General features: G+C 69.2%; 21 protein-coding genes. 9 read left to right on the top strand and 12 right to left on the bottom strand.

From position 1 onward, the window contains the following. Window positions 1–6: 6 nt before the first annotated feature. Together ACODT0_RS00335 and ACODT0_RS00330 are read right to left on the bottom strand one after the other, a co-directional pair. Window positions 7–1383 (bottom strand): MmgE/PrpD family protein, encoded by a 1377-nt coding sequence (locus ACODT0_RS00335; protein ID WP_489040187.1) that lies wholly within the window; start codon window positions 1381–1383, stop codon window positions 7–9. Window positions 1384–1434: 51 nt separating this feature from the next. Further along, on the bottom strand, window positions 1435–2412 hold the full coding sequence (locus ACODT0_RS00330; RefSeq protein WP_489040186.1) for a Bug family tripartite tricarboxylate transporter substrate binding protein: 978 nt from the start codon (window positions 2410–2412) through the stop codon (window positions 1435–1437). 103 nt (window positions 2413–2515) lie between these two features. Here ACODT0_RS00330 and ACODT0_RS00325 point away from each other — a divergent pair, with 103 nt between their 5' ends. Further along, window positions 2516–3463: a LysR family transcriptional regulator gene (locus tag ACODT0_RS00325; protein ID WP_489040185.1), complete on the top strand. Its 948-nt coding sequence runs from the start codon at window positions 2516–2518 to the stop codon at window positions 3461–3463. A gap of 115 nt (window positions 3464–3578) precedes the next feature. Here ACODT0_RS00325 and ACODT0_RS00320 read toward each other — a convergent pair whose 3' ends face one another. Next, window positions 3579–4199 (bottom strand): hypothetical protein, encoded by a 621-nt coding sequence (locus tag ACODT0_RS00320; RefSeq protein WP_489040184.1) that lies wholly within the window; start codon window positions 4197–4199, stop codon window positions 3579–3581. Window positions 4200–4450: 251 nt separating this feature from the next. On the opposite strand from ACODT0_RS00320, the gene ACODT0_RS00315 reads away from it, so the two are divergent. Beyond that, window positions 4451–4702: a hypothetical protein gene (locus ACODT0_RS00315; protein ID WP_489040183.1), complete on the top strand. Its 252-nt coding sequence runs from the start codon at window positions 4451–4453 to the stop codon at window positions 4700–4702. A 122-nt stretch (window positions 4703–4824) separates the two neighbouring features. Here the strand turns inward: ACODT0_RS00315 and ACODT0_RS00310 are convergent, their stop codons facing one another. Continuing rightward, window positions 4825–6354: a tripartite tricarboxylate transporter permease gene (locus ACODT0_RS00310; protein ID WP_057591036.1), complete on the bottom strand. Its 1530-nt coding sequence runs from the start codon at window positions 6352–6354 to the stop codon at window positions 4825–4827. A gap of 10 nt (window positions 6355–6364) precedes the next feature. Beyond that, entirely contained in the window at window positions 6365–6790 is a 426-nt protein-coding gene (locus tag ACODT0_RS00305; protein WP_057591037.1) for a tripartite tricarboxylate transporter TctB family protein, read from the bottom strand. Window positions 6791–7005: 215 nt separating this feature from the next. Between ACODT0_RS00305 and ACODT0_RS00300 the strand changes: the two genes are divergently transcribed. Next, window positions 7006–8193, top strand: a complete 1188-nt coding sequence (locus ACODT0_RS00300; protein ID WP_489040182.1) for a hypothetical protein — start codon at window positions 7006–7008, stop codon at window positions 8191–8193. A 21-nt stretch (window positions 8194–8214) separates the two neighbouring features. Here ACODT0_RS00300 and ACODT0_RS00295 read toward each other — a convergent pair whose 3' ends face one another. Then, window positions 8215–9030 carry an MmyB family transcriptional regulator gene (locus tag ACODT0_RS00295; protein ID WP_296724545.1) on the bottom strand — a complete coding sequence of 272 codons (816 nt, stop codon included), beginning with the start codon at window positions 9028–9030 and terminating at the stop codon, window positions 8215–8217. A 436-nt stretch (window positions 9031–9466) separates the two neighbouring features. Here ACODT0_RS00295 and ACODT0_RS00290 point away from each other — a divergent pair, with 436 nt between their 5' ends. Then, a complete protein-coding gene (locus tag ACODT0_RS00290; RefSeq protein ID WP_489040181.1) occupies window positions 9467–10237 on the top strand; it encodes a helix-turn-helix transcriptional regulator in 771 nt (256 codons plus the stop codon). Window positions 10238–10264: 27 nt separating this feature from the next. Here the strand turns inward: ACODT0_RS00290 and ACODT0_RS00285 are convergent, their stop codons facing one another. After that, window positions 10265–11419: a helix-turn-helix transcriptional regulator gene (locus ACODT0_RS00285; protein ID WP_489040180.1), complete on the bottom strand. Its 1155-nt coding sequence runs from the start codon at window positions 11417–11419 to the stop codon at window positions 10265–10267. A 136-nt stretch (window positions 11420–11555) separates the two neighbouring features. Between ACODT0_RS00285 and ACODT0_RS00280 the strand changes: the two genes are divergently transcribed. The 3 genes from ACODT0_RS00280 to ACODT0_RS00270 all read left to right on the top strand — a co-directional run bounded on the left by ACODT0_RS00280 (window position 11556) and on the right by ACODT0_RS00270 (window position 13964). Further along, complete coding sequence (locus tag ACODT0_RS00280) at window positions 11556–12653, top strand: phosphate/phosphite/phosphonate ABC transporter substrate-binding protein (protein WP_489040179.1); 1098 nt, start codon at window positions 11556–11558, stop codon at window positions 12651–12653. 75 nt (window positions 12654–12728) lie between these two features. Then, a complete protein-coding gene (locus ACODT0_RS00275) occupies window positions 12729–13277 on the top strand; it encodes a DUF6886 family protein (RefSeq protein WP_489040178.1) in 549 nt (182 codons plus the stop codon). 75 nt (window positions 13278–13352) lie between these two features. Then, window positions 13353–13964 (top strand): CHAP domain-containing protein, encoded by a 612-nt coding sequence (locus ACODT0_RS00270; protein WP_489040177.1) that lies wholly within the window; start codon window positions 13353–13355, stop codon window positions 13962–13964. A gap of 23 nt (window positions 13965–13987) precedes the next feature. Here the strand turns inward: ACODT0_RS00270 and ACODT0_RS00265 are convergent, their stop codons facing one another. After that, entirely contained in the window at window positions 13988–15559 is a 1572-nt protein-coding gene (locus ACODT0_RS00265; RefSeq protein WP_489040176.1) for a PGAP1-like alpha/beta domain-containing protein, read from the bottom strand. A 216-nt stretch (window positions 15560–15775) separates the two neighbouring features. Between ACODT0_RS00265 and ACODT0_RS00260 the strand changes: the two genes are divergently transcribed. Beyond that, window positions 15776–16534 (top strand): hypothetical protein, encoded by a 759-nt coding sequence (locus tag ACODT0_RS00260; protein WP_489040175.1) that lies wholly within the window; start codon window positions 15776–15778, stop codon window positions 16532–16534. Window positions 16535–16712: 178 nt separating this feature from the next. Here ACODT0_RS00260 and ACODT0_RS00255 read toward each other — a convergent pair whose 3' ends face one another. The 4 genes from ACODT0_RS00255 to ACODT0_RS00240 all read right to left on the bottom strand — a co-directional run bounded on the left by ACODT0_RS00255 (window position 16713) and on the right by ACODT0_RS00240 (window position 20040). Next, window positions 16713–17090, bottom strand: coding sequence for a hypothetical protein (locus ACODT0_RS00255; RefSeq protein ID WP_422098629.1), 378 nt, complete (start codon window positions 17088–17090; stop codon window positions 16713–16715). Continuing rightward, complete coding sequence (locus tag ACODT0_RS00250; protein ID WP_489040174.1) at window positions 17087–17680, bottom strand: hypothetical protein; 594 nt, start codon at window positions 17678–17680, stop codon at window positions 17087–17089. The genes ACODT0_RS00255 and ACODT0_RS00250 overlap by 4 nt, the downstream gene beginning before the upstream one ends. Window positions 17681–17800: 120 nt before the next feature. Then, complete coding sequence (locus ACODT0_RS00245) at window positions 17801–18826, bottom strand: hypothetical protein (RefSeq protein ID WP_093354888.1); 1026 nt, start codon at window positions 18824–18826, stop codon at window positions 17801–17803. 281 nt (window positions 18827–19107) lie between these two features. Further along, on the bottom strand, window positions 19108–20040 hold the full coding sequence (locus ACODT0_RS00240) for an AraC family transcriptional regulator (protein ID WP_489040173.1): 933 nt from the start codon (window positions 20038–20040) through the stop codon (window positions 19108–19110). Window positions 20041–20059: 19 nt separating this feature from the next. On the opposite strand from ACODT0_RS00240, the gene ACODT0_RS00235 reads away from it, so the two are divergent. Then, entirely contained in the window at window positions 20060–20212 is a 153-nt protein-coding gene (locus ACODT0_RS00235; protein ID WP_172705394.1) for a hypothetical protein, read from the top strand. Window positions 20213–20305 lie beyond the last annotated feature (93 nt).

Below are 20305 nucleotides of genomic sequence, written 5' to 3'. Positions count from 1 at the left end.
TCCTGTTCAAGTCGAAGGCGCGGTCAACGCGGTCAGCGTGCGCAGGTCGGGCAGCGCGGCCAGCGTGCGGCACACCTCGGTGATCCGGCCCGAACGCTCCGCGCCGAGCAGCGGCACCGCGAGCGCGTCGAACTTGGCCTCGAGCTGCGCATCGGACAGCGGGTTGTGCATCGAGCCGATCGCGTGATCGACCCGCACCTCGACGCGCCGGCCGTCGCGCAGCAGCGCGCTCACGTGCACCGACTCCTCCGCGATGCCGTCGTCGACCACCGCCCGCACCCGGTTGCGCAGCGCGATCACGCGCGGGTCGTTGACCACCGCGTCCGAGAACTCCTCCTCGCCCGCGCGGCCGTGGATCAGGCCCACGGCGCAGCCGTGGTAGACGCTGAACTTGCCCTGCAGGCCGTCCTTCGGCTCCTTCTTGCCCGTGAGCTCGAGCACCAGCGAATGCACGCGCAGCTCGATGCGCTCCACGTCCTCGGGCGCGATGCCCTGCGCGCGCAGCCGCACGCAGGCGTCGATGCTCGGATGGATCACGATGCCGCAGGCGAAGGGCTTGTAGGTGTTGAAGGAGATCTCGAAGCGCTCGCCAAGCTCGTCGGTGACCTCGTGCCAGGCCCGCTTGTCGGAAGCCACCTGCACGAAGCCGCGCGGCGCCTCGAGCGCACGCTCGCTGGCGGTGAAACCCTGGCTCGCGAGCAGCGCCGACATCAGGCCCGCGCGCGCCGCGGCGCCCGGATGGAAGGGCTTGGTCATGGTGCCGAACTGCTCGCGCAGGCCCACGGGCTGCGAGGCCGCGATGCCGATCGCCATCGCCGTGCGGTGTTCATCGAGCCCCAGCAGCCGCGCGCAACCCGCGGCCGCGCCGAGCATGCCGGTCGAGCCCGTGATGTGCCAGCCGCGGTCGTAGTGGTCGGGGTACATGGTGTTGCCGATGCGGCAGGCCACGTCGATGCCGAGCACCAGCGCGTCGATCAGCTGGCGACCCGAGGCCCCGCGGTGCTCGCCGAGCGCCAGCAGCGCCGAGGCCACTGGTCCGGCCGGATGGATGATGGTCTTGAGGTGCGTGTCGTCGAAATCGAAGGTGTGCGAGGTGATGCCATTGACGAGCGCTGCGCTGGCCATGTCGACCTTGTCGGCGCGGCCCGGCACGCTGGCCTGCGGCGCCGGCTCGAGCAGGCGCACGGCGGCCATCGCGGCCTCGGCCGCCTCGTGGCGCGCGGCGCCGATGGCGCAGCCGAGCCAGTTGTAGAAGGTGCGGTGCGCCTCGCGCTCGACCGCGTCGCTCCAGCCGCGCGACGGATGCGTGGCGACGAAGCGGGCCAGGATGGCGGTGACGGGAGGGGCCGAGGTGTCGGCGGAAACGTGCGTGTTGCGGGCCACTGGAGTTCTTGCTGGTTGCGTTGAAAAAGAGAAAGGGGAAGCCGGCCGGACCTACTCGTCGAGCTGGATGTTCCGAGCCTTGGCGAGCGCAGTCCAGCGCGCGATCTCCGAGCCGATGTACTTGCCGAACTGGTCGGGCGTCATCGGCCAGGGCTCGACGGCCTCGCTGGCGAGCTTCTCGGCCAGGTCGGGCGCCTTGAGCACCGCGACCTGGGTCTCGTTGAGGCGGCGCACCACGTCGGCCGGCATGCCCGCGGGGCCGACCGAGCCGTACCACTGCATCGCGTCGAAGCCCTTGAAGCCGACCTCGTCCATGGTCGGCACGTCCTTGAGCTGCGCGCTGCGCTTGCTGCCGGTGACGGCCAGCGCGCGCATGCGGCCCGAGCGCAGATGCGGCAGCGCTGCCGCGAGCCCCGGGAACATGGCCTGGGTCTGGCCGCCGAGCACGTCGTTGATGGCCGGCGCGATGCCGCGGTACGGCACGTGCACCATGACCGCGCCGGTCTCCTGCTTGAACAGCTCCATCGTCATGTGCGTGAGCGAGCCCGCGCCGGCCGAGCCGTAGCTCACCTTGCCGGGGTTGCGCTTCACGTAGTCGACGAACTCGGCCACCGTCTTGGCGGGCACGTCGGCATTGATGGCCAGCACGTTGGGCGTGGCGCCGATCATGCCGATCGGCGTGAAGTCCTTGATCGCGCTGTAGCTCACGCGGCGCGTCGCGGGCGTGGTGCCGTGGGTCGCGACATAGCCCTGCATCAGCGTGTAGCCGTCGGCCGCGGCGCGCGCGGTGTTCTGGCAGGCCACCACGCCGCCGCCGCCGCTCTGGTTGTCGATCACGAAGGGCTGGCCCAGCGCGCGGCCCCAGCGTTCGGCGACCACGCGGGCGATCATGTCGTTGCCGCCGCCAGCGGCGACCGGCACGATGTAGCGGATCGGCTTGCTCGGAAAGTCCTGCGCGATCGCGAAGCGGGGCATCGCGAGGGTGGCCGAGGCCGCGGAAGCGGTCAGCAGCAGTTGGCGGCGTTGCATGTCGGTGTCTCCTTGTTCTGCCGCGCATCTTCTGCCTGGGCGTCATTGCAGTAAATTGCAAGTTTTTGGGGGTTTATTGCATGAACTGCATGAGTGATCCGAAATGCTGAAGCCCTCGCTGGCCGACCTGCGCGCCTTCGTCACCGTGGGCGAGCTGCAGAGCTTCGCCGCGGCGGCGCGCACCCTGCACCTGTCGCAGCCCGCGCTGTCGCGGCGCATCTCGCACCTGGAGGAGCTGCTGGGCGTGCGCCTGTTCGACCGCACCACGCGCAGCGTCGAGCTCACCCTGCTGGGCCGGCGCTTCCTCGGCCAGATCCGCGGCCTGGTCGACGACCTCGACCGCTCGGTGCTGAGCCTGCGCGACGCGGCCGAGCTCGAGGCCGGCGACGTCACCATCGGCTGCGTGCTGTCGACCGTGCACCACTTCATGCCACCGGTGATCCAGGCCTTCCGCGCGCGCCATCCGCACGTGCTGGTGCGCATCATCGAGGAGGGTGCCGACGAGGTGCTTGCCAGCGTGAAGCAGGGCGAGGCCGATTTCGCGCTCAACTACATCGGCATGCAGGACCCCGAGGTGGAGTTCACGCCGCTGCTCAAGGAGCCCTATGTGCTCGCCTGCCCCGCGGACCATCCGCTGGCGCGGCGCAAGTCCGTGGGCTGGGAGGAGCTCGCCCAGTACCCGCATGCGCGCGTCTCGCAGGCCAGCCGCAACCGCCTGTTCATCGACCAGGCCCTGGCCGAGCTGCCGCCGCTGCCGCGCCCGGTGTGCGAGGTGCGCCACGTCTCCACGCTGATCGGCATGGTCGAGAACGGCCTCGGCGTGGCCGTGGTGCCGCAGCTCACCTTGCCGCGCAAGCCGGCCGCGGTGGTCGGGGTGCGGCTGGAGCGGCCCGAGATCGGGCGCACCATCGGCGTGATCCGGCGTGCGGGGCGCAGCCTGTCGCCGGCGGCGGCGGCGTTTCTGGAGATGCTGGCGCTGGCGAGCCGGTCGAGCGTGAAGGGGAGTCAGCCGGCGAAGCGCCGAACACAGCGAAGCCAGCGATGGCCTTGAGAATCCGATCGGACCTCACGTGCCGCCGGCAATGAAGGCGCGACAGCCCGACACGCGGCGCCCCGCCGTTGACCGGCTCAGGACGAAGGCGCAACCGGGTGCGGGACGGCAGCGATCACTGCGCCTGGCCAAAAAGCGTATAGCCCGCGTGCTGACCCGCGGGAAGGCGAGCCAGGTTGACAGGAAACGCGGTCTGGAATTCGGTCCAGATGCGGCTGACCTGATGCTGGTTGCCTGTGACGAACGATCGGTGCCTCACCGCACCGCCATAGACGCGGCGGACAAGCGCGGCTGAAGAATCGCATTGAATCGTGGTTGCCACACCGCACTCTCGCTCGATGAACGTTCCGACCTTTCCCACGTCCTTCTGCGAAGCATGGTCCGCCCAATCGAGATCTCCGTCTTCGTCCGTGCGCACGCACAACGGGCCGTAGATCACATGTGCCTTGGTCGGCGCCAATGCGGCGATCCAGCTTCGCATGGCTGCGCGAACAGCCTTCTTCTGCATGTGTTCCGCATCCCTGATGTAGTCCCTCCTCGGTTGTCCTTCGACTTCGACGAGCCCGTAGCGTCGTTTGAGAGCGCCAGAGGGATAGTGAAAGGCGCCGACTCGCCCTGCGGTCTCATTGATGCCGGTAATAAAACAACAGGTGTACAGAGGCGATGTGCAGATCCCTACTTCAATCCCGGGCCCCACCACAATCCCCTGGCCCATCTCGATGAAATACTTTGGCATAGCGACGCTCCAGATTCTCACGAGTGATAAGACAATCGACCACCACCGCTTTCCGTTGTTCTCATCCCATCTCGAAATTGCGAGGGCAGACTGCGCACGACAGGCGGGACCCCACCTGCTGAAGTCATTCAATCACAAGACTCCGCGACTGCGCCATTCGAAGAAAGCGCTCGTTTTTACGGCCCGGGTTTCATGACGCACACCTCGCAGATCCGCATCATCGCCGCGACTTCATCGAAGATTGACGGAACATGATCTCCACGATCATCGTGGCCCTCTCCTGGACCGCTCTGGGCTGCGCGATGGCCTCCGGCCTCGCCGTCGTGCTCGCCGTGCTCTTCCACCTTTTCGCCCTTGCGAGCGGCCTGCTCTACGGTTTCCAGCACGACGCCACTCGGGATGAACGGCGTCATGCGACCCATCTGCTGGTCGGCGCCGGCATCTTCGCCCTGATCGCCGCCGCCGCCGGCGGCATCACGCTCCTCATCGCATCCTTCCAATGAAAAACGCCCGATGAGATCCATCGGGCGTCCATCGCCGGCTTCCACGGGCCGGCTCCGTGTCCTTCCCAGGCATCAGCCTCGGAAGGACGGATCAAGTTGAGCTTGGCAAGCGCTATCGCCCTTCAAGCCCCATGCGCCTCGCTCGCCGGCACCACCGCCGCCCCCGCGCGCCGCGCCTTCTGGATCGAGCGCACGAAGGCCACGAGCTGCCACACCACGAACACGCCGATCAGGCCCAGCAGCGTGGCGCTGATCGGGCGGTTCACGAACACGCCGAAGCTGCCGCGGCTGATCAGCATGGCGCGCCGGAAGTTCTCCTCCAGCATCGGCCCGAGGATGAAGCCCAGCATCAGCGGCGCGGCGTCCAGCTCCAATCGCATGAAGGCGTAGCCGAGGCAGCCGAACACGGCGGTGATGAAGATGTCGTCGAGGCTGTTGTTGACGCTGTAGGTGCCGATGCAGCAGAAGAACAGGATCGACGGGAACAGCACGGCGTACGGGATCTTGAACACCGACAGCCAGTAGCGCACCAGCGGCACGTTGAGCGCGAGCAGGAAGCAGTTTCCCACCCACATGCTGGCCACCAGGCCCCAGAACAGGTCGGGGTGGCTGGCGATCATGTTCGGACCGGGCTGGATGCCCTTGATCACGAACGCGGCCAGCATCAGCGCCATCACCGGGTTCTCGGGGATGCCGATGCTCATCAGCGGGATGAAGCTGGTGCGCGCGGCGGCTTCGTCGGCCGCGGCCTGGCCGGCCACGCCTTCGATGCAGCCGGTGCCGATCTCGTGCTTGTACTTGCTGACCTTCTTGTCGATGGCGTAGGCCGCGAACTGGGCGATCGAGGGACCGCCGCCGGGCAGGATGCCCAGGAAGGAACCGATGGCACCGCCGCGCAGCGCGCTCGGGATGATCCGCTTGAACTCGGCCCAGGTCGGGATCAGGTTGATCTTGCCGTTGAAGGGCGAGCGCTCCTCGCGCGCGTCGAGGTTCTTGGTGATCTCGGCGATGCCGAAGCAGCCCAGCGCGATGCTCACCAGGCCCACGCCGTCGGCGAGGAAGGGCAGGTCCATGGTGTAGCGCTGCATGCCGCTGTTGACGTCGGTGCCGATCTGGCCGAGCAGCACGCCGATGAAGCACATCGCGAGGCCGTTGAGCAGGCTGCCGGTGGTCACGAAGCTCACGCAGACGAAACCCACGAGCATCATCGAGCAGTAGTCGGCCGGGCCGAACAGGAAGGCCACCTCGCCGAGCATCGGGGCCATCCAGGCCAGCACGACGATCGCGATGGTGCCGCCCACGAAGCTCGAGAAGCCCGCCGTGAACAGCGCCAGGCCGGTCTGGCCCTTGAGCGTCATCGCGTACCCGTCGATACAGGCCACGATGCTGCTGGCATGCGGGATCTTCATCGTGATCGCGCTCACGCTGTCGCCGTACTGGGCGCCGTAGTAGATGCCGGCCAGCATGATCAGCGCGCCGCCGGTGGGGATCGAGTAGGTCAGCGGCAGCAGCAGGCTGATGGTGGCCAGCGGGCCCAGGCCCGGCAACAGGCCCACCAGGGTGCCCACGGTACAGCCGATGGCGCAGAACAGCAGGTTCTGCATCGTGAGCGCGTGCGAGAAACCGAACGCGAGATTGTTCAAGACTTCCATGGCGTCGTCCTCAGAGCAGGGGCAGGTTCAGGCCCAGCAGCTTCTGGAGCGCGAAAGCCATCGCGACCAGGCCGAGGGAAATCTTGACGTTGCGCACCCACGAGTACGAGAGGCCGGCAGCCGTCGAGGCGAACACCATGAACACGATGCCCGCGACCATGTTGATGTGCTCCGAGATCAGCGCGAAGCCGCAGAGGCTGCCGATCACGATGCCGATGTTGCGCAGGTTGAGCTCCATCGGCTGGCGCGCGACGAAGCGCGAGCGGATCACGGTCGCCACGCCGATCAGGCCGAGCAGGATGCTGACGATGAACGGGAACATGCCCGGGCCCGCGCGCGAGAAGTCGCCGATGGGGTAGTTGCGCGCGGCGGTGATGCCGAACAGGAGGGAAATGGCGATGAGGAAGAGCCCTCTGCCTAGGTTGCGGTCGTTCATGTCTGTCTCTGTGGGCGTGCCTGCGCAGCGCGCTTGCGGCCTGTTGTGATGGAGGCAGGGATGCTCGGCGTCGGCGGCTGACCGAAAACTGACACGCAGGCCTCGGGAACTACGTACGGCCGACTACGCCGCAGGTAATCGACGGCCCGCGCCGACGCGGCGAGGATGCGCGCCTTGCGCTTCTTCTACGCGTTTACCCGAATACCGGAGTCCGCTTGAATCCAACCCGAACCACCGCCCCGATCCGCCCCGCCTGGCTGCTGCTGGCCGGCGCGGTCCACGTTGCCGCCCTCGCGCAGACCGCGACCGTGACTGCACCGCCCTCTCCCCTGGCCGCGAGCGCGCCCGATGCCTGCCGGCTGATGCCGCGCGCCGACATCGAGGCGCTGTTCCCCGGGCGCCCGATCACCGACAAGGGCCCGACCTTGAGCCCCCTGAGCCGCGGCCCGCAGTACGCCGAGGGCTGCACCTACGTGGTGCGCCTGCCGAGCCCGACCTCGAAGACCGATGTTGCGCGTTTCGCGAACCTGACCGTGATCCGCTGGGGCGACTCGCCCGTGGTCGGCCGCGGCACGGCCCGGGACAGCTTCGCCTCGATCCGCACCACGCGCGAACGCGTGGCCGCCGATCCCAAGGTCAGCCTGCGCATCGAGTCGCTGGCCGATGTGGGCGAGGAGGCCTTCATCGAGACCAGCACGCACCGGGTCGCGGTCTATGCGCGCAAGGGCGACCTGATCGTTTCGGCCAGCCTCGATCCCTACTCGAGCCAGACGCCCGGCAACGCGGGCGCGCTCGCGCGCCAGGCGTTGTCGCGCTGGCAACCGGGCACCGGCATGGTGGCGGCCGCGGCGCCGATCGCCACCCAGGCGGCGGTGGCGGTACCGGCCGACACGCGCGTGTCGCAGACCGCGCCCGCCGACCAGTGGCCCGATGCCTGCGCGCTGATGACGACCGAGGACGTGAAGGCCGTGTTCCCCGACATGACGATCGCGGCGCCGGTGCAGTTCAAGGGAAAGATCACGCACGAGTCGCGCGAGAACCGCATCGAGGAGATCCCCAGGCCGATCGGCTGCCTCTACAACCTGCGCCGCACCGACATCGTCGACGGCAAGCGCGTGACCGTCTCGCACCAGGTACAGATGAGCGTGCGCAACCTCGCGTCGACGCCCGCGTTCTCGCAGCGCTACTTCGAGGTCTCGCGCAAGGTGGGCGAACCCAAGACGCCGGTGGCGGGCCTCGGCGACGAGGCCTTCATCGACATCCTCAACCGCCTCCAGATCCGCAAGGGCCTGCTGAGCGTGGAGGTGCGCGTGGGCGGCGGCGAACGCGACGCGGCGCTGCACGCGGTGGCGCGCGAACGCGTCCACGCGCTGGCCGCGCGCGTGGCGGCGAAGCTGCCCTGAGGCCGTGCCGGCATCACGCCCTCAGCAACAGGCCTCCGCTTCGGCATCGGCGTCGCTCATCACCTCGCGCGTGTGCGCATCGGCCGCGAACCACAGCTCGATGCGCAGCGACGAGGAGTTGATGTCCTGCGGAATGCCGAAGGCGCTCTGGAAGGTGGAGAAGCTCAGCACGCCCAGTTGCGTGTCGAAGCTGAGGTTGAGGCTCGGCGTGGCGAGCCCCAGCGAGGGCACCTCGGGCAGCCGGCCGTAGCGCCGGTGCAGCGACTCGGCCAGCCTATCGACACGCGGGCGCAGCGACGGGCGCAGCCAGCTCTCGGTCTGCAACTGCGCGAGCAGGCTGGCACCGACCTGCGCCGCGTTGCGCGAATGGCTCAGCAGGCCGTCGTCGTGCGCCACGCAGTCGATCATGTCCAGGCCCTCGAACCTGTGGCCGATGGCCTCGCAGTAGGCCGGCATCACGACCGTGCAGAGCCATTGGCCCGCGCAGTTGGTCGCGAGCATCTTCCAGTCGGGATCGAACACCAGGCCCGGCAGCGGGTTGTGCAGCTGCACCATGCGTTGCAGCGCGGCCTCGTTGGCGTCGGTCATGCCGATCCACGACGCGCCCTCCTCGCTGGCGACGGTGGTGAAGCCGCCGAGCGACAGCGCCGCGTTGCGCAGCGAGGTCGGCGCCTCGACCTCGTTCATCCAGGCCAGCAGCAGGTCGCGGCTCGGCGCGGCGCGGCCGGTCTCGAGGAAGCTGACGTGCCGCTGGGAGACGCCCAGGCGCAGCGACAGGTCGAGTTGGGAGATGTTCTTGCTCGCCCTCGTATGGCGCAGCAGCAGAGGCAGGCTCATGGGATCGGAATCCAGGGATCGAAAAGCCCGCCATTGGACCTGAACGAGGGGCGAAACGCTTCGTCGCGAACGCAACAAACATGCGTAATCCGGGTAACAGGCGGTAGCGCCCTTGCACATCGTGCACGGCCATTATCTGGAAGGTTATCGACGCCCTCCAGCCACGGCGGCAACATGCCCTTCGCACCGGTGCCAGAGGCCTCTCGCGCACGGGTCGCAGCGCCGGTCCGGCGTTCCCCGGGCCGCACGCTCGCCGCGCGACATGCGCGGCCTCCAGCCTCCTCGTCCACCGCATCGAACCTTGCCCGCCGCCCATGTCTTCCTGCCGTACCGACGCAGCGCGCGCTCATCCGAGCTGCCGCAGCCGAGCGCCGAAGCGCCACTGTCCGCCATGCCATCGGGAGGCCCGCCGGTGCGCTTCGTGACGGATGGTCCGATGCCGCACGCCATCGATGGCGGCGACGACGATCCGCTGCGGCGCATGCGACCGATGCTGCAGGCGCTGGGCTTCCAGTGGTTCGCCTACGGCACCGTGGCGCTGGCACAGGGCCGGTGGCGGCCCTCGAGCTTCTTCACCGGCCATGCCAATCCCCGCTGGACCGAACGCTATTTCTCGCAGCAATACCAGGAGGTCGACCCGCGCGTCGATGCCGCGCAGCGCAGCGCCGGCCCCTGGGTCTGGGACCGCGACAGCCTGGCGCGCCAACACCCGCCCGAGGACACCCGCTTCGCGCTGCACGAACGCTTTCTCGACGACCTGCGCGCCAGCGGCATCGGCAGCGGCGTGCTGTTCCGCCTGCCGGCGCCGCCGCTGTCGGTGCCGCTCGGCGAACACACGCTGGTGAGCCTGCAGTCGGAGCGCACGGACAGCGCATGGATCGGCGCCGGCATCGTCGCGCTGGCCCGCATGCTGGCCGAGGACTTCCACCGGCGCGTGCAGTCCTGCGGCCTTGCGTCGGCGCCGGCCGTGGACCGGCCCGGCGACATCGGCAGCGCTTCGAGGATGCTCAGCGCGATGCAGCTGCGCATCCTCGAGGAACTGCGGCAGGGCCGCGGCGACAAGGAGATCGCGCACCGGCTGCAGATGTCGGGCCATGCGGTCGACTACCACCTGCGGCAGCTGCGCGCGCGCTTCAAGGTGCGCAACCGCGTGCAGCTCGTGAACGCGGCCGCGCGCGCGATGCCGCCGGGCGCGCCGGCCGCTTGAGCGCGATGCGCGCGAGGCCTTTCGGCCTCACTCCTGCGGAAAGCTCGCCACCAGCAATCGCACCAGCTCGGCCTGCCGCTGCACGCCCAGCTTGGCGAAGATCTGCTTGAGGTACTGCCGCGCGGTGCCCGCCGACAATGCCATCTGCACGGCCGCGCCGGCCAGGTCCTCGCCCTTGCCGAGCAGCACGGCCAGTTCGGCCTCGCGCGCGGTGAGCCCGTAGGCCTCGACCAGCCGGGCCGCGGCGATGGTGCCGTCGGTGCCGGCGTTGTGCACCATCACCGCGACGCGCGCGCTGCCGAACTCGGCCTGCGCCGAGAGGCTGGCCGCCGGCACGATCGACAGGATCAGCGGCCGCAGCGGCAGCGCGCGCCGGATGGTGACCGGCAGGCCCTGCGCCGCCACCGCGCCATCGCTGAGCGCCGCGCGGCGCGACTCGGGCGCGAGTTCGGCCGCGAGCCGCACCGCCTGCTGCAGCCGGCGGTCCTCCGCGCCGTCGCGCGCGCGCAGGCCTTCGCGGTCGGCGCGCAAACCGCAACCGGGCTGCGCCAGCAGCGCGCTCGCGCTGCGGTTGAGGAACACCACGCGGCCCGCAGCATCGAGCAGCACCACCGCCTGCGGCGCCAGGTTCAGCATGTCGTGCGCCGCATCGACGCTGGCGCGCGTGCGCTGCCGCAGTTGCGCATGCATCTGCTCGATGGTCCGCAGGTGCGGCACCAGCGCCTGGATCGAGGCCAGCTCGTCCTCGCGGAAATCGTGGCCCGACTCGAGCGAGCGGCAATAGCTGAGGCCGCGCCAGCCGTCGTGCTCGCGCCAGTACGACACCGCGGCCAGGCCACCGTTGAGCGGCCGCAGCACCTCCTGGTAGAGCTCGGTGCTGGCCATCGCCCGCCGGCTCAGGAAGGTGGAGGTGCGCACCGGCAGGCCCGAGGCCGTGAGCCGGACCAGCGACTCGTGGTCGGCCATCGTGAGCCACTGGCCGAGCTCGCGTTCCTCGACCTGGCCGAACTGCGTGCAGGCGCGCCACTCGGTGTCGCCGTCGTGCATGCTCGTCATCACCACGTGCTCGGCGCCGATGCACTCGCGCAGCACGTTGAGGTCGATGCCGCCGGCACCCGGCGCCGCCACCTCGGCATACAGCCGCCGGACCGCGTCGGCCAGCGCCGTGGATTCCAGACCCATGTTCCCTCCTGTTCGGGAGTAGCGCGCGCGGGCGCGGATGCGCAGACTCCAAACCCTGCTGTCATTGGTTGGACGGCGGTCGCGCCTCGACGCGCCGCGGCACGTCGGAGCCCTGCCAGCGTTTTCGTGAATCCGCATGGCACCGTCTTTCCTCGACCCTTCGAATGCACCCCCGGGTGCCACTCGCCGCGACGCATTGCTGCGTGTCGCGCGCGGCAGCGCCGGCGTGCTCCTGTTGTCGGGCCCGCGTCTCGCGCCAGCCTCGGCGGCCTCGAGCGAGGCCTTCTCCCCTGTGTCTTCCGCCCGGTTGCGCTTCGCCCTGCCGCTGCTCGACGAGGCCCTGGCCTCGCGCGCCGCGTGGGAACCGCTGCTGCACCCGCTGTGCGCCGCCGTCGGCTGCGCGCTCGAGACGGCCACGCTGTCCAGCCTCGAATCGCTGGCACGGGCCGTCGCGCACGCCGAGGTCGACGCCGGCTTCCTGGCCCCCGAGGCCGCGCTGCAGGCGGTGGTCGAGGGGCGGATGCGGATTCTCGCCCAACCGAAGCGCCCGGCGGCGCAAGACCCCAATCGCGCGGTGCTGCTGGTGCGCCGCGCGGCCCCGCCCGATGCGCTCGACCGGCTGCTGGCCGAACCGCAGGACTGGCGCATCGCCTACGGCGAGCGGCGCTCCATCGCGGGCTACGTGCTGCCGCAGGCACGGCTGTTCCTGCCGCGCGGCATCGACATGGAGACCGCCTTCCGCACCGAGACCGTCGGCTCCATCTTCGCGAACAGCCTCGCGCTGGCCAACGGCGACGTCGACATCGCGACCGGCACGCTCGACGACCACCGCCTGTTCTGCCGGCGCTTTCCGCCCGAGGGCCGGCAGCTCAAGATCGTCTGGCAATCGGAGCCCCTGCCCGCTGAGCGCTTCGCCATCCGCGCCGACTGGCCGCGCGCCACGCGCCAGGAGGTCCGCCGCTTCCTGCTGCGCTATGGCGCCGCCGCCGGGCCGCGCAGCGCCCAGGAGCGCGCCGTGCTGCGCGCGCTGAACGCGCCGGCCGGCTACGAGGCGGCGCCCCACGCGACGCTGCTCCCGGTGGCGCAGTTGCAGCGCGACCTGGCGCTGCAGCGCGTGCGCGCCGCCCAGTGGACCAGCGACGCCGCGCGCGGACGCCGGCTGGCGCAGATCGCGGCCGAGTACGAGCGGCAGAAGGCGGTGCTGCTGCGCGACGAGGAGCGGGCGGCGGGCTGAGCGCGCCATGACCACCGGTTTCAGTGGCTCTTGTCGCTGGCCACCGCAGGCTTCGTGCGAGGATCGCGGCCCCCCATGCCCACGCCCTTCCCCTCGCCTCCCCTGAAACTCTGGCACGTCAGCGAACGGCCCGACATCACCGTCTTCGAGCCCCGGCCGCCGCCGAACCGCGACGCGGCCGTGGCCACGCCCGTGGTCTGGGCCGTGGACGACGCCTGCCTGCCGCACTACCTCGTGCCGCGCGATTGCCCGCGGGTCGCGTTCCGCGCGCTGCCTGCGACCACGCCGCACGATCTCGCGCACTTCTTCGGCGATGGCAGCAGCCGGCACGTGCTCGCGATCGAGCAGGACTGGCATGCGCGCGCGCAATCGACGCCGCTGTTCCTGTACGCGCTGCCGGCCCGGTCGTTCCGCTGCGTCGATGCCAATGCCGGCTACCACGTGTCGGACCGGACGGTGCGCCCCGAGGCCGTGCACCGCCTCGCGCAGCCGCTGTCGCTGCTGGCCGAGCGCGGCGTGGCGCTGCGCGTGGTGCCACGGCTCTGGCCGCTCGCGCGCGAAGTGGTCGCGTCTTCGCTGGGCTTCTCGTGCATCCGCATGCGCAATGCACGCGCGCAGGGCTGAGGACGATGGACGAAGCCCCGCCCCGCTGCCGTTAAGCTTGCCCGCGCGTCCCGCTCCTTCCTGCCCTCGCCTTCGATGCCTCTTCGCCGCCCCGCCCTTCTGCTCGCCACTCTCGCCGGCATCGCCGCGCTGGCCGTCGCCGGCTACTGGGGCGCCACCTACTTCAACCTCAACCCCGCGCGCGAGGTCGGCGCGGTGGTCGACGAGTTCAACGGCGTGAAGGTCTACTACAACGGCGGCGTGAACAACGCCGAGGGCCGCGCGCTGTCGAGCGACGGCTACAACCTCGGCATCCAGTACCAGTGCGTGGAGTTCGTCAAGCGCTACTACTTCGAGCGCTTCGGCCACCGCATGCCCGACGCCTACGGCCACGCCAGGGACTTCTACGACGCGGCCACGCCGCAGGGCATGCCGAACACGAAGCGCGCACTGCTGCAGTACCGCAACGGCCAGGCCGAGAAGCCGCGGGTCGACGACCTGATCGTGTTCGCGCCGACGCTGCTCAACCGCTACGGCCATGTCGCGATCGTGGCGGCCGTGGGCGAGCGGGAGATCGAGATCGTGCAGCAGAACCCCGGCCCGTTCGGCGAGAGCCGCGCGCGGCTCTCGCTCGAGACGCGGGACGGCAACTGGCAGGTGGAGGGCGGCACCCTGGGCTGGTTGCGGCGCGCGCAGACGCCGTCCTGAGTCCTGAGTCGCGCGCAGGCAGCTCAACGCCAGGGCCGCATCTCCACGCGCAGGGTGCCCGTCAGGCCGGGCCGCACGTCCTGGATGATCGTCATGTCGAAGGCATAGCCGTCGGCGCCCTGCAGCGGATACAGCGTGGCCTCGATGCCGGGCTTGCCCGGATAAACGTCCTGCGCGCCATAGAAGACGCGCCACCCGTACTTGGCGGCGGCATCCGGAAAGGCCTCGACGATGATCAGGTCGCGATAGACGAAGCCGCCTTCGTAGTGGCGCTTGAGGAACAGCAGCCCGTCGATCTCGTAGTCGGGCACCAGCACCTTGATGTCGAAGGCGAAGCTCACCGAGCCCGAGGCCACCACGCTCTTGGTCGGGTCCAGGAACAGCGAGAACAGGTGCGGGCTCTTGCTGCGGTCGGGCGTGCGCGCTCCGCCCGCGGCCGGGAACAGCTCGTCGTAGCCGCGGAAGATGGCCGAGCTCTCGCGCGCCTCGCGCCGCGTGATCTGCCACTGGGCACCGCGCACGCTGGCCACCACCTCGAACTGGTAGGAGGCCTTCACGCTCTTGCCGGCGTCGAGCGCCGCCTGCACCTCCTCCGGCAGCGTGATGTCGTCGATGTCGAGGATGCCGTCGGCGCGCAGCTGACCGAACAGGAAGCGCGTGAGGTTCTGGTAGCCCTCTTCCGAGTTGACGATGCCGTAGTGCCCCGAATGACTGCGATTGACGAAGGCGCGTGGCGATCCGACGTCCGTTCCGTCGGCCGCCAGCCCGTGGGTGGTGGCGTTCTCGATGCGCACCAGGCCATCGCTGGCATCGCCCGCGGCCCATGACGAGAGGCCGCCCGCCACCGCGTAGTCGCGCGCGTTGGTGCCCACCAGGTTGAACACCCGCTCGGGCGGGAAGTTCGTCACCAGCGACACGTCGTCGCCCTTGGGAACGGCCATGTAGCCGGCCATGCGCTCGCGGTTGAAGTTGTTGACGTCGCCGAAGGACAGCCAGCCCGGCACGTTGCGCACGATGCGCATGTCGATGCCGTTGTGCGGCGTGGCATAGGTGAAGAGCTTGTCGACCGCCGCGCGCGCCGCGGCCGAGCCCAGCCTGGGGTTCTGCAGGAAGGCGCGGCAGACCAGCCCGCCCATCGAATGCGCCACCAGGTAGACCTTGAAGTCGGCTGGCGTCATCGCGTTGTTCGGGTTGGCGCACACCCGGTCGCGCAGGCGCAGGATCAGCTGGTCGAGCCCCTGGGCGAAGGTCTCGATCGCCGGTGTCTTGCCGTTGCCGAAGTCCTTCGAGGCATCGTCGTAGTAGCGGTAGATGACGATGCTGCGGTAGGGCACGGCCTGGTCGGCGCGCGAGGCGGCCATCAGGTCGTCGCCATCGACGAACACGTCCTCGTAGCGGTGGTCGCCCATCAGCCGGACCAGCGGCGACTCGAAGTAGAAGCGGCGCATGTCGCCGGTCCAGGCCATGCGCGTCTTGGTCGAGCCGATGTTGAAACCCATGTAGGGATCGGCCACGGTCTCCTCGATCTCGCCCTGAGTGGCGGCGAAGCCGCGCACGTAGATGATCGGGTGATAGGGATGCTGTGCGTTGCTCATGGCGGGGTCCCCGAAGTTGATCGAATCGGCATCGGATCCACCGTGCGGCGGATGCCGTCGTCGTTCATTGCATCCAGTCTTTCACCGTATCCGGCCCTCACCAATATCCCGCTTGCTCTACTTCCTCGGGAGGATGGTCGGTGCCGGGCGCGCGCCTTACCGTCGCGGCCATCGGCAGGTTCCCTGCGGCACGGCGGACTTCGCGTCCGGTTCCCCATGAGCGATCTTCCTTCCCAGAAATCGTGGCTGGAACGGGCCACCACCGCGGTGGGCATCGCGGGGTCGCTGGTCACCGTCGCGCTCACGGTCTGGAACGCCCAGACCAAGCAGCAGATCGATCAGCGCGAGGCGGACCTCAAGATGCAGACCGCCGCGCTCGACGCCGAACTGCGCCGGCGCAGCACCAGCGTGGAGGAATCCAAGGAGCGGGTCGAGCGCTACAAGTGGGTCTATGGCCTCGTGCCCGAACTCAGTGCGACCGACGGCTCCAAGCGCAACGCGGCACTGGCCATGGTGCGGCTCGCGCTCTCCAAGGAAGAAGCCGAGGGCCTGCTCGCCGGGCTGCAGCAGTCGCCCGATGAACAGGTCCGCAAGGCCGCGGCGCAGGGCGTGGCCACCATCGCCAACATCGAGAACGCCGAACTCGTGCGGCTGGTGTCGCAGGTGAATGCCGCCGGTTCCGACGAGCGCCGCCGCGCGACCGGTCGCCTGCAGCGCGACTTCAACGATTCGGCCGAGGCCATTTCGCTGGCGTTGAAGCTGCTCGATGCGAGCCAGGTCGACAAGCTGTCGCCGAGCGGGTTGATCAACGTCCTCTACTTCCTGTCGCGCACGGACCCACGTGCATGGACGCCGACGGAGATCGCCGCGGCCAACCGGGTGCTGCCGGGCGTGCGTGCGCGCAATGCCGGGCCGCAGACGCAGGCCGAACTGGGGCGGGTGGAGGACACGGTGAAGGCGGCGGGGCGGCCATAGCCGGGCTCGCCAATCGCTGCATCGGCGCTGCAAGCGTCCGTGGGCAATGGGTGGTGAGACGAGCGGCGGCTCATCAAGCCGTCATCGCGGGGCCTCGACAATGAACTTCACGGACACCGCACCTGCGTTGTTGACAGCCGCTGAAACAAGGACCACCGCCCCGTTGAACAACGGACTTCTACGGCCCGCCCGATCGCTTCGGCGGAAACGTGCGCCAGATGGCTCGGGCATTGAGAGATCCCGTCAGGACCAGCGCCGCGCCGAAGGCGAAACCCAGGACATTGCCCCAGACATCCAACCGCTCCACCGACATGGCCGAGAACAGGAGCGCGAAGGCACCCGCGATCACGAGGAAGCCGTTGAACACGATGGCGATGCCACCGATGGAGCGGCGGGCGCCCGGCCGCAACGCGATGGCCGCCAAGGCGGTCGGCAGGAAACCACAAGCCACGTTCCAGTGAAAGCTCCCGGTCCAGATCAACAGCCGGGCCAGGGAAAAGAACAGCGCCACGACGACGATGGCATTCGCAATCACGAGGTTCCTGTCGTATCTCATGGTCCCTCCAGCCAGGTCGCGAGTCCGGGCTCACCCGATGCCTGCGGAAGCAGCCTCAGGCCTTGCGCGTCATGGGCGAGAAGGCTGTCCGCGATGGCACCGCCCAGCGCCGCATTCGCTGGATTCACCGTGCCGGAATTGATGGCTCCCTGGGCCTGGAGCTGACCCAAGGTCAAGTCCAAAGGCGGCGCAGCCTCCGTGCCCGAAGAATCCGAGACGAGCCATAGCTTCTCGGTGGAAGCGATCATGAAGATCGCGGGCCGGTCCTCGGGCTTCAGAGGCATGAGCACGCCTCCCGTATAGCTCGCGAGGAGGCGCTTCCCATCGCTTCTCTTCTTTTCGGTATAGAAGATCCGCAGGTTGCCTGCCTCCCCCACGTACCAGATGCCGCTCGCGTTTCGACCGAGGGGTCTGTAAACCCCGGGCAAGAGCGTGATCGTCGTGGCGATTCGCAGGGTGCTGCCCGCATCCGCATGAACGTAGGCGACCTTCGGGGACTTGGCCGAATACCCCGTGCTTGGCTCCAGCGCCGAGATTTGCGTGCTGCAGTTGGCGAGCACCAGCATCATGCTCAAGAGGAGCGCGCGCAACGCGATGGAAGGCCTGGAGGAGGGTTTGCAAGGTTTCATGGACATTGGGTGAGAGTCGGGAGTCCTTCGAGGAGCCGAAGCCCTGCGGGACCTATCGCAACCGGGTCTACAAAAGCACGGTCAGCAAAGCAGCCCACGGCAATCGAATGCCGTCATGAAGACGATGTAGGGACGGCCACCATCGTCGTAGCTCCGCCAGGGCCTGGCGCCCGTCGCGCCTTCGCGGTTGAGGATGGCCATCAGCTCCGCCGCTTGCTCGATGGTGTTCGGCCTGGCCGCCGTCGTCACGTCCACCGCCTTGAACTTGAAGCTCGATGCCTGCGCCTCGTCTCGAACGTAGAGGTTCACCAGCTTCTCGGCGACGAGGGCCGATGTCACGAACACCGAACCCTTGGCACCCTGCTCGTTCTGCTCCGCGACGAAGCCGGTGCTCCCGCCGGACTTGGCGGTCACCAGTTCGAAGGCGCAGCGAGCGGTCGATGGCGTCTCCTTCACCAGGGCAAGGCCCGCGCCCCGAACCTGGGTGCCGCAATAGCCCAGCTTGCCCAGGTCGTTGAGCGGCCGGAGCAACTCCTCCGGGCTTCCGGCCATGAGAGGGACCTTGATCGCGTCCACGTACTCGTACTGGATCGCCTCACCCGTCACCTTGCTGAAGACGTTCTTCGGCGAGGTACCGCCGCTGGGCGTGAGGCGATAGCCCTCCGCGCCCTGCGCCTGGAAGTCGGCCAGCGTCAGCGGCGCGCCCGTCGAGACGAAGCGATGGTCGTAGCGGGCCGTCTGGCCCTTGCGCTGGTAGATCGCTCGCCATTGGCCGCGCGCCGAGGCATCGACGAAGACGATCCGATCCAGCAGGTAGCCGGCGAAAGCGGGACTCGTGAGTTCCGTCGTGAAGGCATCGAAGCCGCTTGCATCGACGTTCCCCAACAGGAAGGTGTAGGGCGTCGTCTGCATCGGGCGGGTGGCCGGTTGTTCCGTGGCGGGATCGGGCACGGTCGCAGGCGGGTTGCGAGCCCCCTCGATGCCCGCCAGCGCGGCCGCCGTGGCCGGCGGCAGTCCGGCATAGCCGTCGCTTCCGCCTCCACCGCACGAGGCCAGGATGGCCGAGATTCCGAGCACGGTCGGCAGCAGACGAAGCGATCTGTTCATTGATTTCTTGTCGGGGCGGGAAAGCGACTCGGCGGTGCATGCGCTTGCGGTCGCAAGGGACGCCCATGCCGCTGGCACGACCAGCGCGAGCCTGCGGGCTCCGTGCGTCGACCTCTCTCCTCGTCCCCTGTGTAGTTTTGTATGTAAACCGAATCTTACGTGGGAGACGCGCGGTCCCGGAGGGCGTCGATCGACCGGCAGAAGAATTTCTTCTTACCGTTGCACGAATCGCACGCCTCGTCCCCTGCGTGGTCCCGCACGGCAGGCGAGGTGCCGCGCCCTCAGCCCGCCTGCGACGGCCAGGTCCCGAGTTCGCGCTTGTAGGCACGCGCGAGGATCGCGCCGGTCGAGTAGCCCACCGCGTCGGCCGCCTGCTGCAGGGTCAGCCGGCGTTCGCGCAGCAGCCGCGAGGCCAGGTGGATGCGCCAGCGCGCCAGGTACTGCATCGGCGAGAGATTCATCTGCGCGCGGAATCGCGTGGCGAAGGCCGTGCGGCTCATGTGGCACAGCGCCGCGAGCGATTCCAGCGTCCATGGGTCCGCGGGCCGGGCGTGGATTGCCTCGAGCGCCGTGAGCAACCTCGCATCGGAAAGGTCGGGGCCCGAGGCACCCGCGATGGGCATGCCCGCCTCCGGCCTGCGCAACCAGGCCAGCACGGCGTGCTGCATCAGCGCACCCAACAACTCGGTCACGCCCACGCCGTTGCCGCCGGCCCTGCGGTCGGCCATCCAGCGCACCGCGTCCGCCATGGCGCGCAGCCAGGGCGCGGCGTCCGCGGCGCGCAGATGCAGCACGGGCGGCAGCGATGCCACCAGCGGATGGGCGGCCAGTTCCACCGCTCGGTAGAAGCCGCCGCTCCACACACTGTGCTCGCCACCCGCCGGCGCGTGCCGCTCGGCGCCGGCGGCGCCGGCGGAATGCGTCAGCAGTTCATCGAGGCTCGATGCGGGGAGGCCGGGGTCCGAGAAGACACGGTGCGCATCGCCGTGCGGCAGGAAGACGACGTCGCCATGCCGCAGGTGCAGCGCCGGCTCCCCGCCGACCTGCAGCCAGCAATCGCGGCCGCCGACCACGTACAGCGGCGTGCGCCGCCGGCTCTCGACGCGAACGCAGAAGCGGGGACCGAGCTCGACCTGGAAATGCAGGGCCGGCTCGAAGCGCATGCTCTGGACCAGGGACTCGGGCGCGGGCTCGATGGGTGCGTCATCGGGCACCGGGAGACGAAGCGCCTCCTTGGCCATCAAGGCCGCGAGCGCCGCCGAGTCCCCATGCCGCCAGCGCTCCGATGCCCGCTCGGGCCGACGCGATGCGGCACGCGGCGACGGCGAGGACGGGTTCTGTCCGCGCCGGCAGGAGAAGGACATCCAGAGCATGAATTCGTGGTGAAAGGATGGTGGCATGGGCCTGAGGAACCCACCCGCGATTTGTAAGCCCTTCCCCTGCCGCCGGCCCCTCCCATCCGTGAGTACGGCCCCGGTT

This window comes from Variovorax sp. FG153 (genome assembly GCF_057809595.1).
The sequence above is the reverse complement of the archived record's forward strand: the minus strand, read 5'-3'. Positions and strand labels throughout refer to the sequence as shown.

Excerpts from the sequence above, each read along its gene's own strand:
- ACODT0_RS00330 (WP_489040186.1), bottom strand. The coding sequence starts at position 2,412 with ATGCAACGCCGCCAACTGCTGCTGACCGCTTCCGCGGCCTCGGCCACC.
- ACODT0_RS00325 (WP_489040185.1), top strand. The coding sequence starts at position 2,516 with ATGCTGAAGCCCTCGCTGGCCGACCTGCGCGCCTTCGTCACCGTGGGC.
- ACODT0_RS00265 (WP_489040176.1), bottom strand. The coding sequence starts at position 15,559 with ATGAGCAACGCACAGCATCCCTATCACCCGATCATCTACGTGCGCGGC.
- ACODT0_RS00255 (WP_422098629.1), bottom strand. The coding sequence starts at position 17,090 with ATGAGATACGACAGGAACCTCGTGATTGCGAATGCCATCGTCGTCGTG.
- ACODT0_RS00320 (WP_489040184.1), bottom strand. The coding sequence starts at position 4,199 with ATGCCAAAGTATTTCATCGAGATGGGCCAGGGGATTGTGGTGGGGCCC.
- ACODT0_RS00295 (WP_296724545.1), bottom strand. The coding sequence starts at position 9,030 with ATGAGCCTGCCTCTGCTGCTGCGCCATACGAGGGCGAGCAAGAACATC.
- ACODT0_RS00270 (WP_489040177.1), top strand. The coding sequence starts at position 13,353 with ATGCCTCTTCGCCGCCCCGCCCTTCTGCTCGCCACTCTCGCCGGCATC.
- ACODT0_RS00315 (WP_489040183.1), top strand. The coding sequence starts at position 4,451 with ATGATCTCCACGATCATCGTGGCCCTCTCCTGGACCGCTCTGGGCTGC.
- ACODT0_RS00245 (WP_093354888.1), bottom strand. The coding sequence starts at position 18,826 with ATGAACAGATCGCTTCGTCTGCTGCCGACCGTGCTCGGAATCTCGGCC.
- ACODT0_RS00310 (WP_057591036.1), bottom strand. The coding sequence starts at position 6,354 with ATGGAAGTCTTGAACAATCTCGCGTTCGGTTTCTCGCACGCGCTCACG.
- ACODT0_RS00285 (WP_489040180.1), bottom strand. The coding sequence starts at position 11,419 with ATGGGTCTGGAATCCACGGCGCTGGCCGACGCGGTCCGGCGGCTGTAT.
- ACODT0_RS00260 (WP_489040175.1), top strand. The coding sequence starts at position 15,776 with ATGAGCGATCTTCCTTCCCAGAAATCGTGGCTGGAACGGGCCACCACC.
- ACODT0_RS00290 (WP_489040181.1), top strand. The coding sequence starts at position 9,467 with ATGCCGCACGCCATCGATGGCGGCGACGACGATCCGCTGCGGCGCATG.
- ACODT0_RS00275 (WP_489040178.1), top strand. The coding sequence starts at position 12,729 with ATGCCCACGCCCTTCCCCTCGCCTCCCCTGAAACTCTGGCACGTCAGC.
- ACODT0_RS00280 (WP_489040179.1), top strand. The coding sequence starts at position 11,556 with ATGGCACCGTCTTTCCTCGACCCTTCGAATGCACCCCCGGGTGCCACT.
- ACODT0_RS00305 (WP_057591037.1), bottom strand. The coding sequence starts at position 6,790 with ATGAACGACCGCAACCTAGGCAGAGGGCTCTTCCTCATCGCCATTTCC.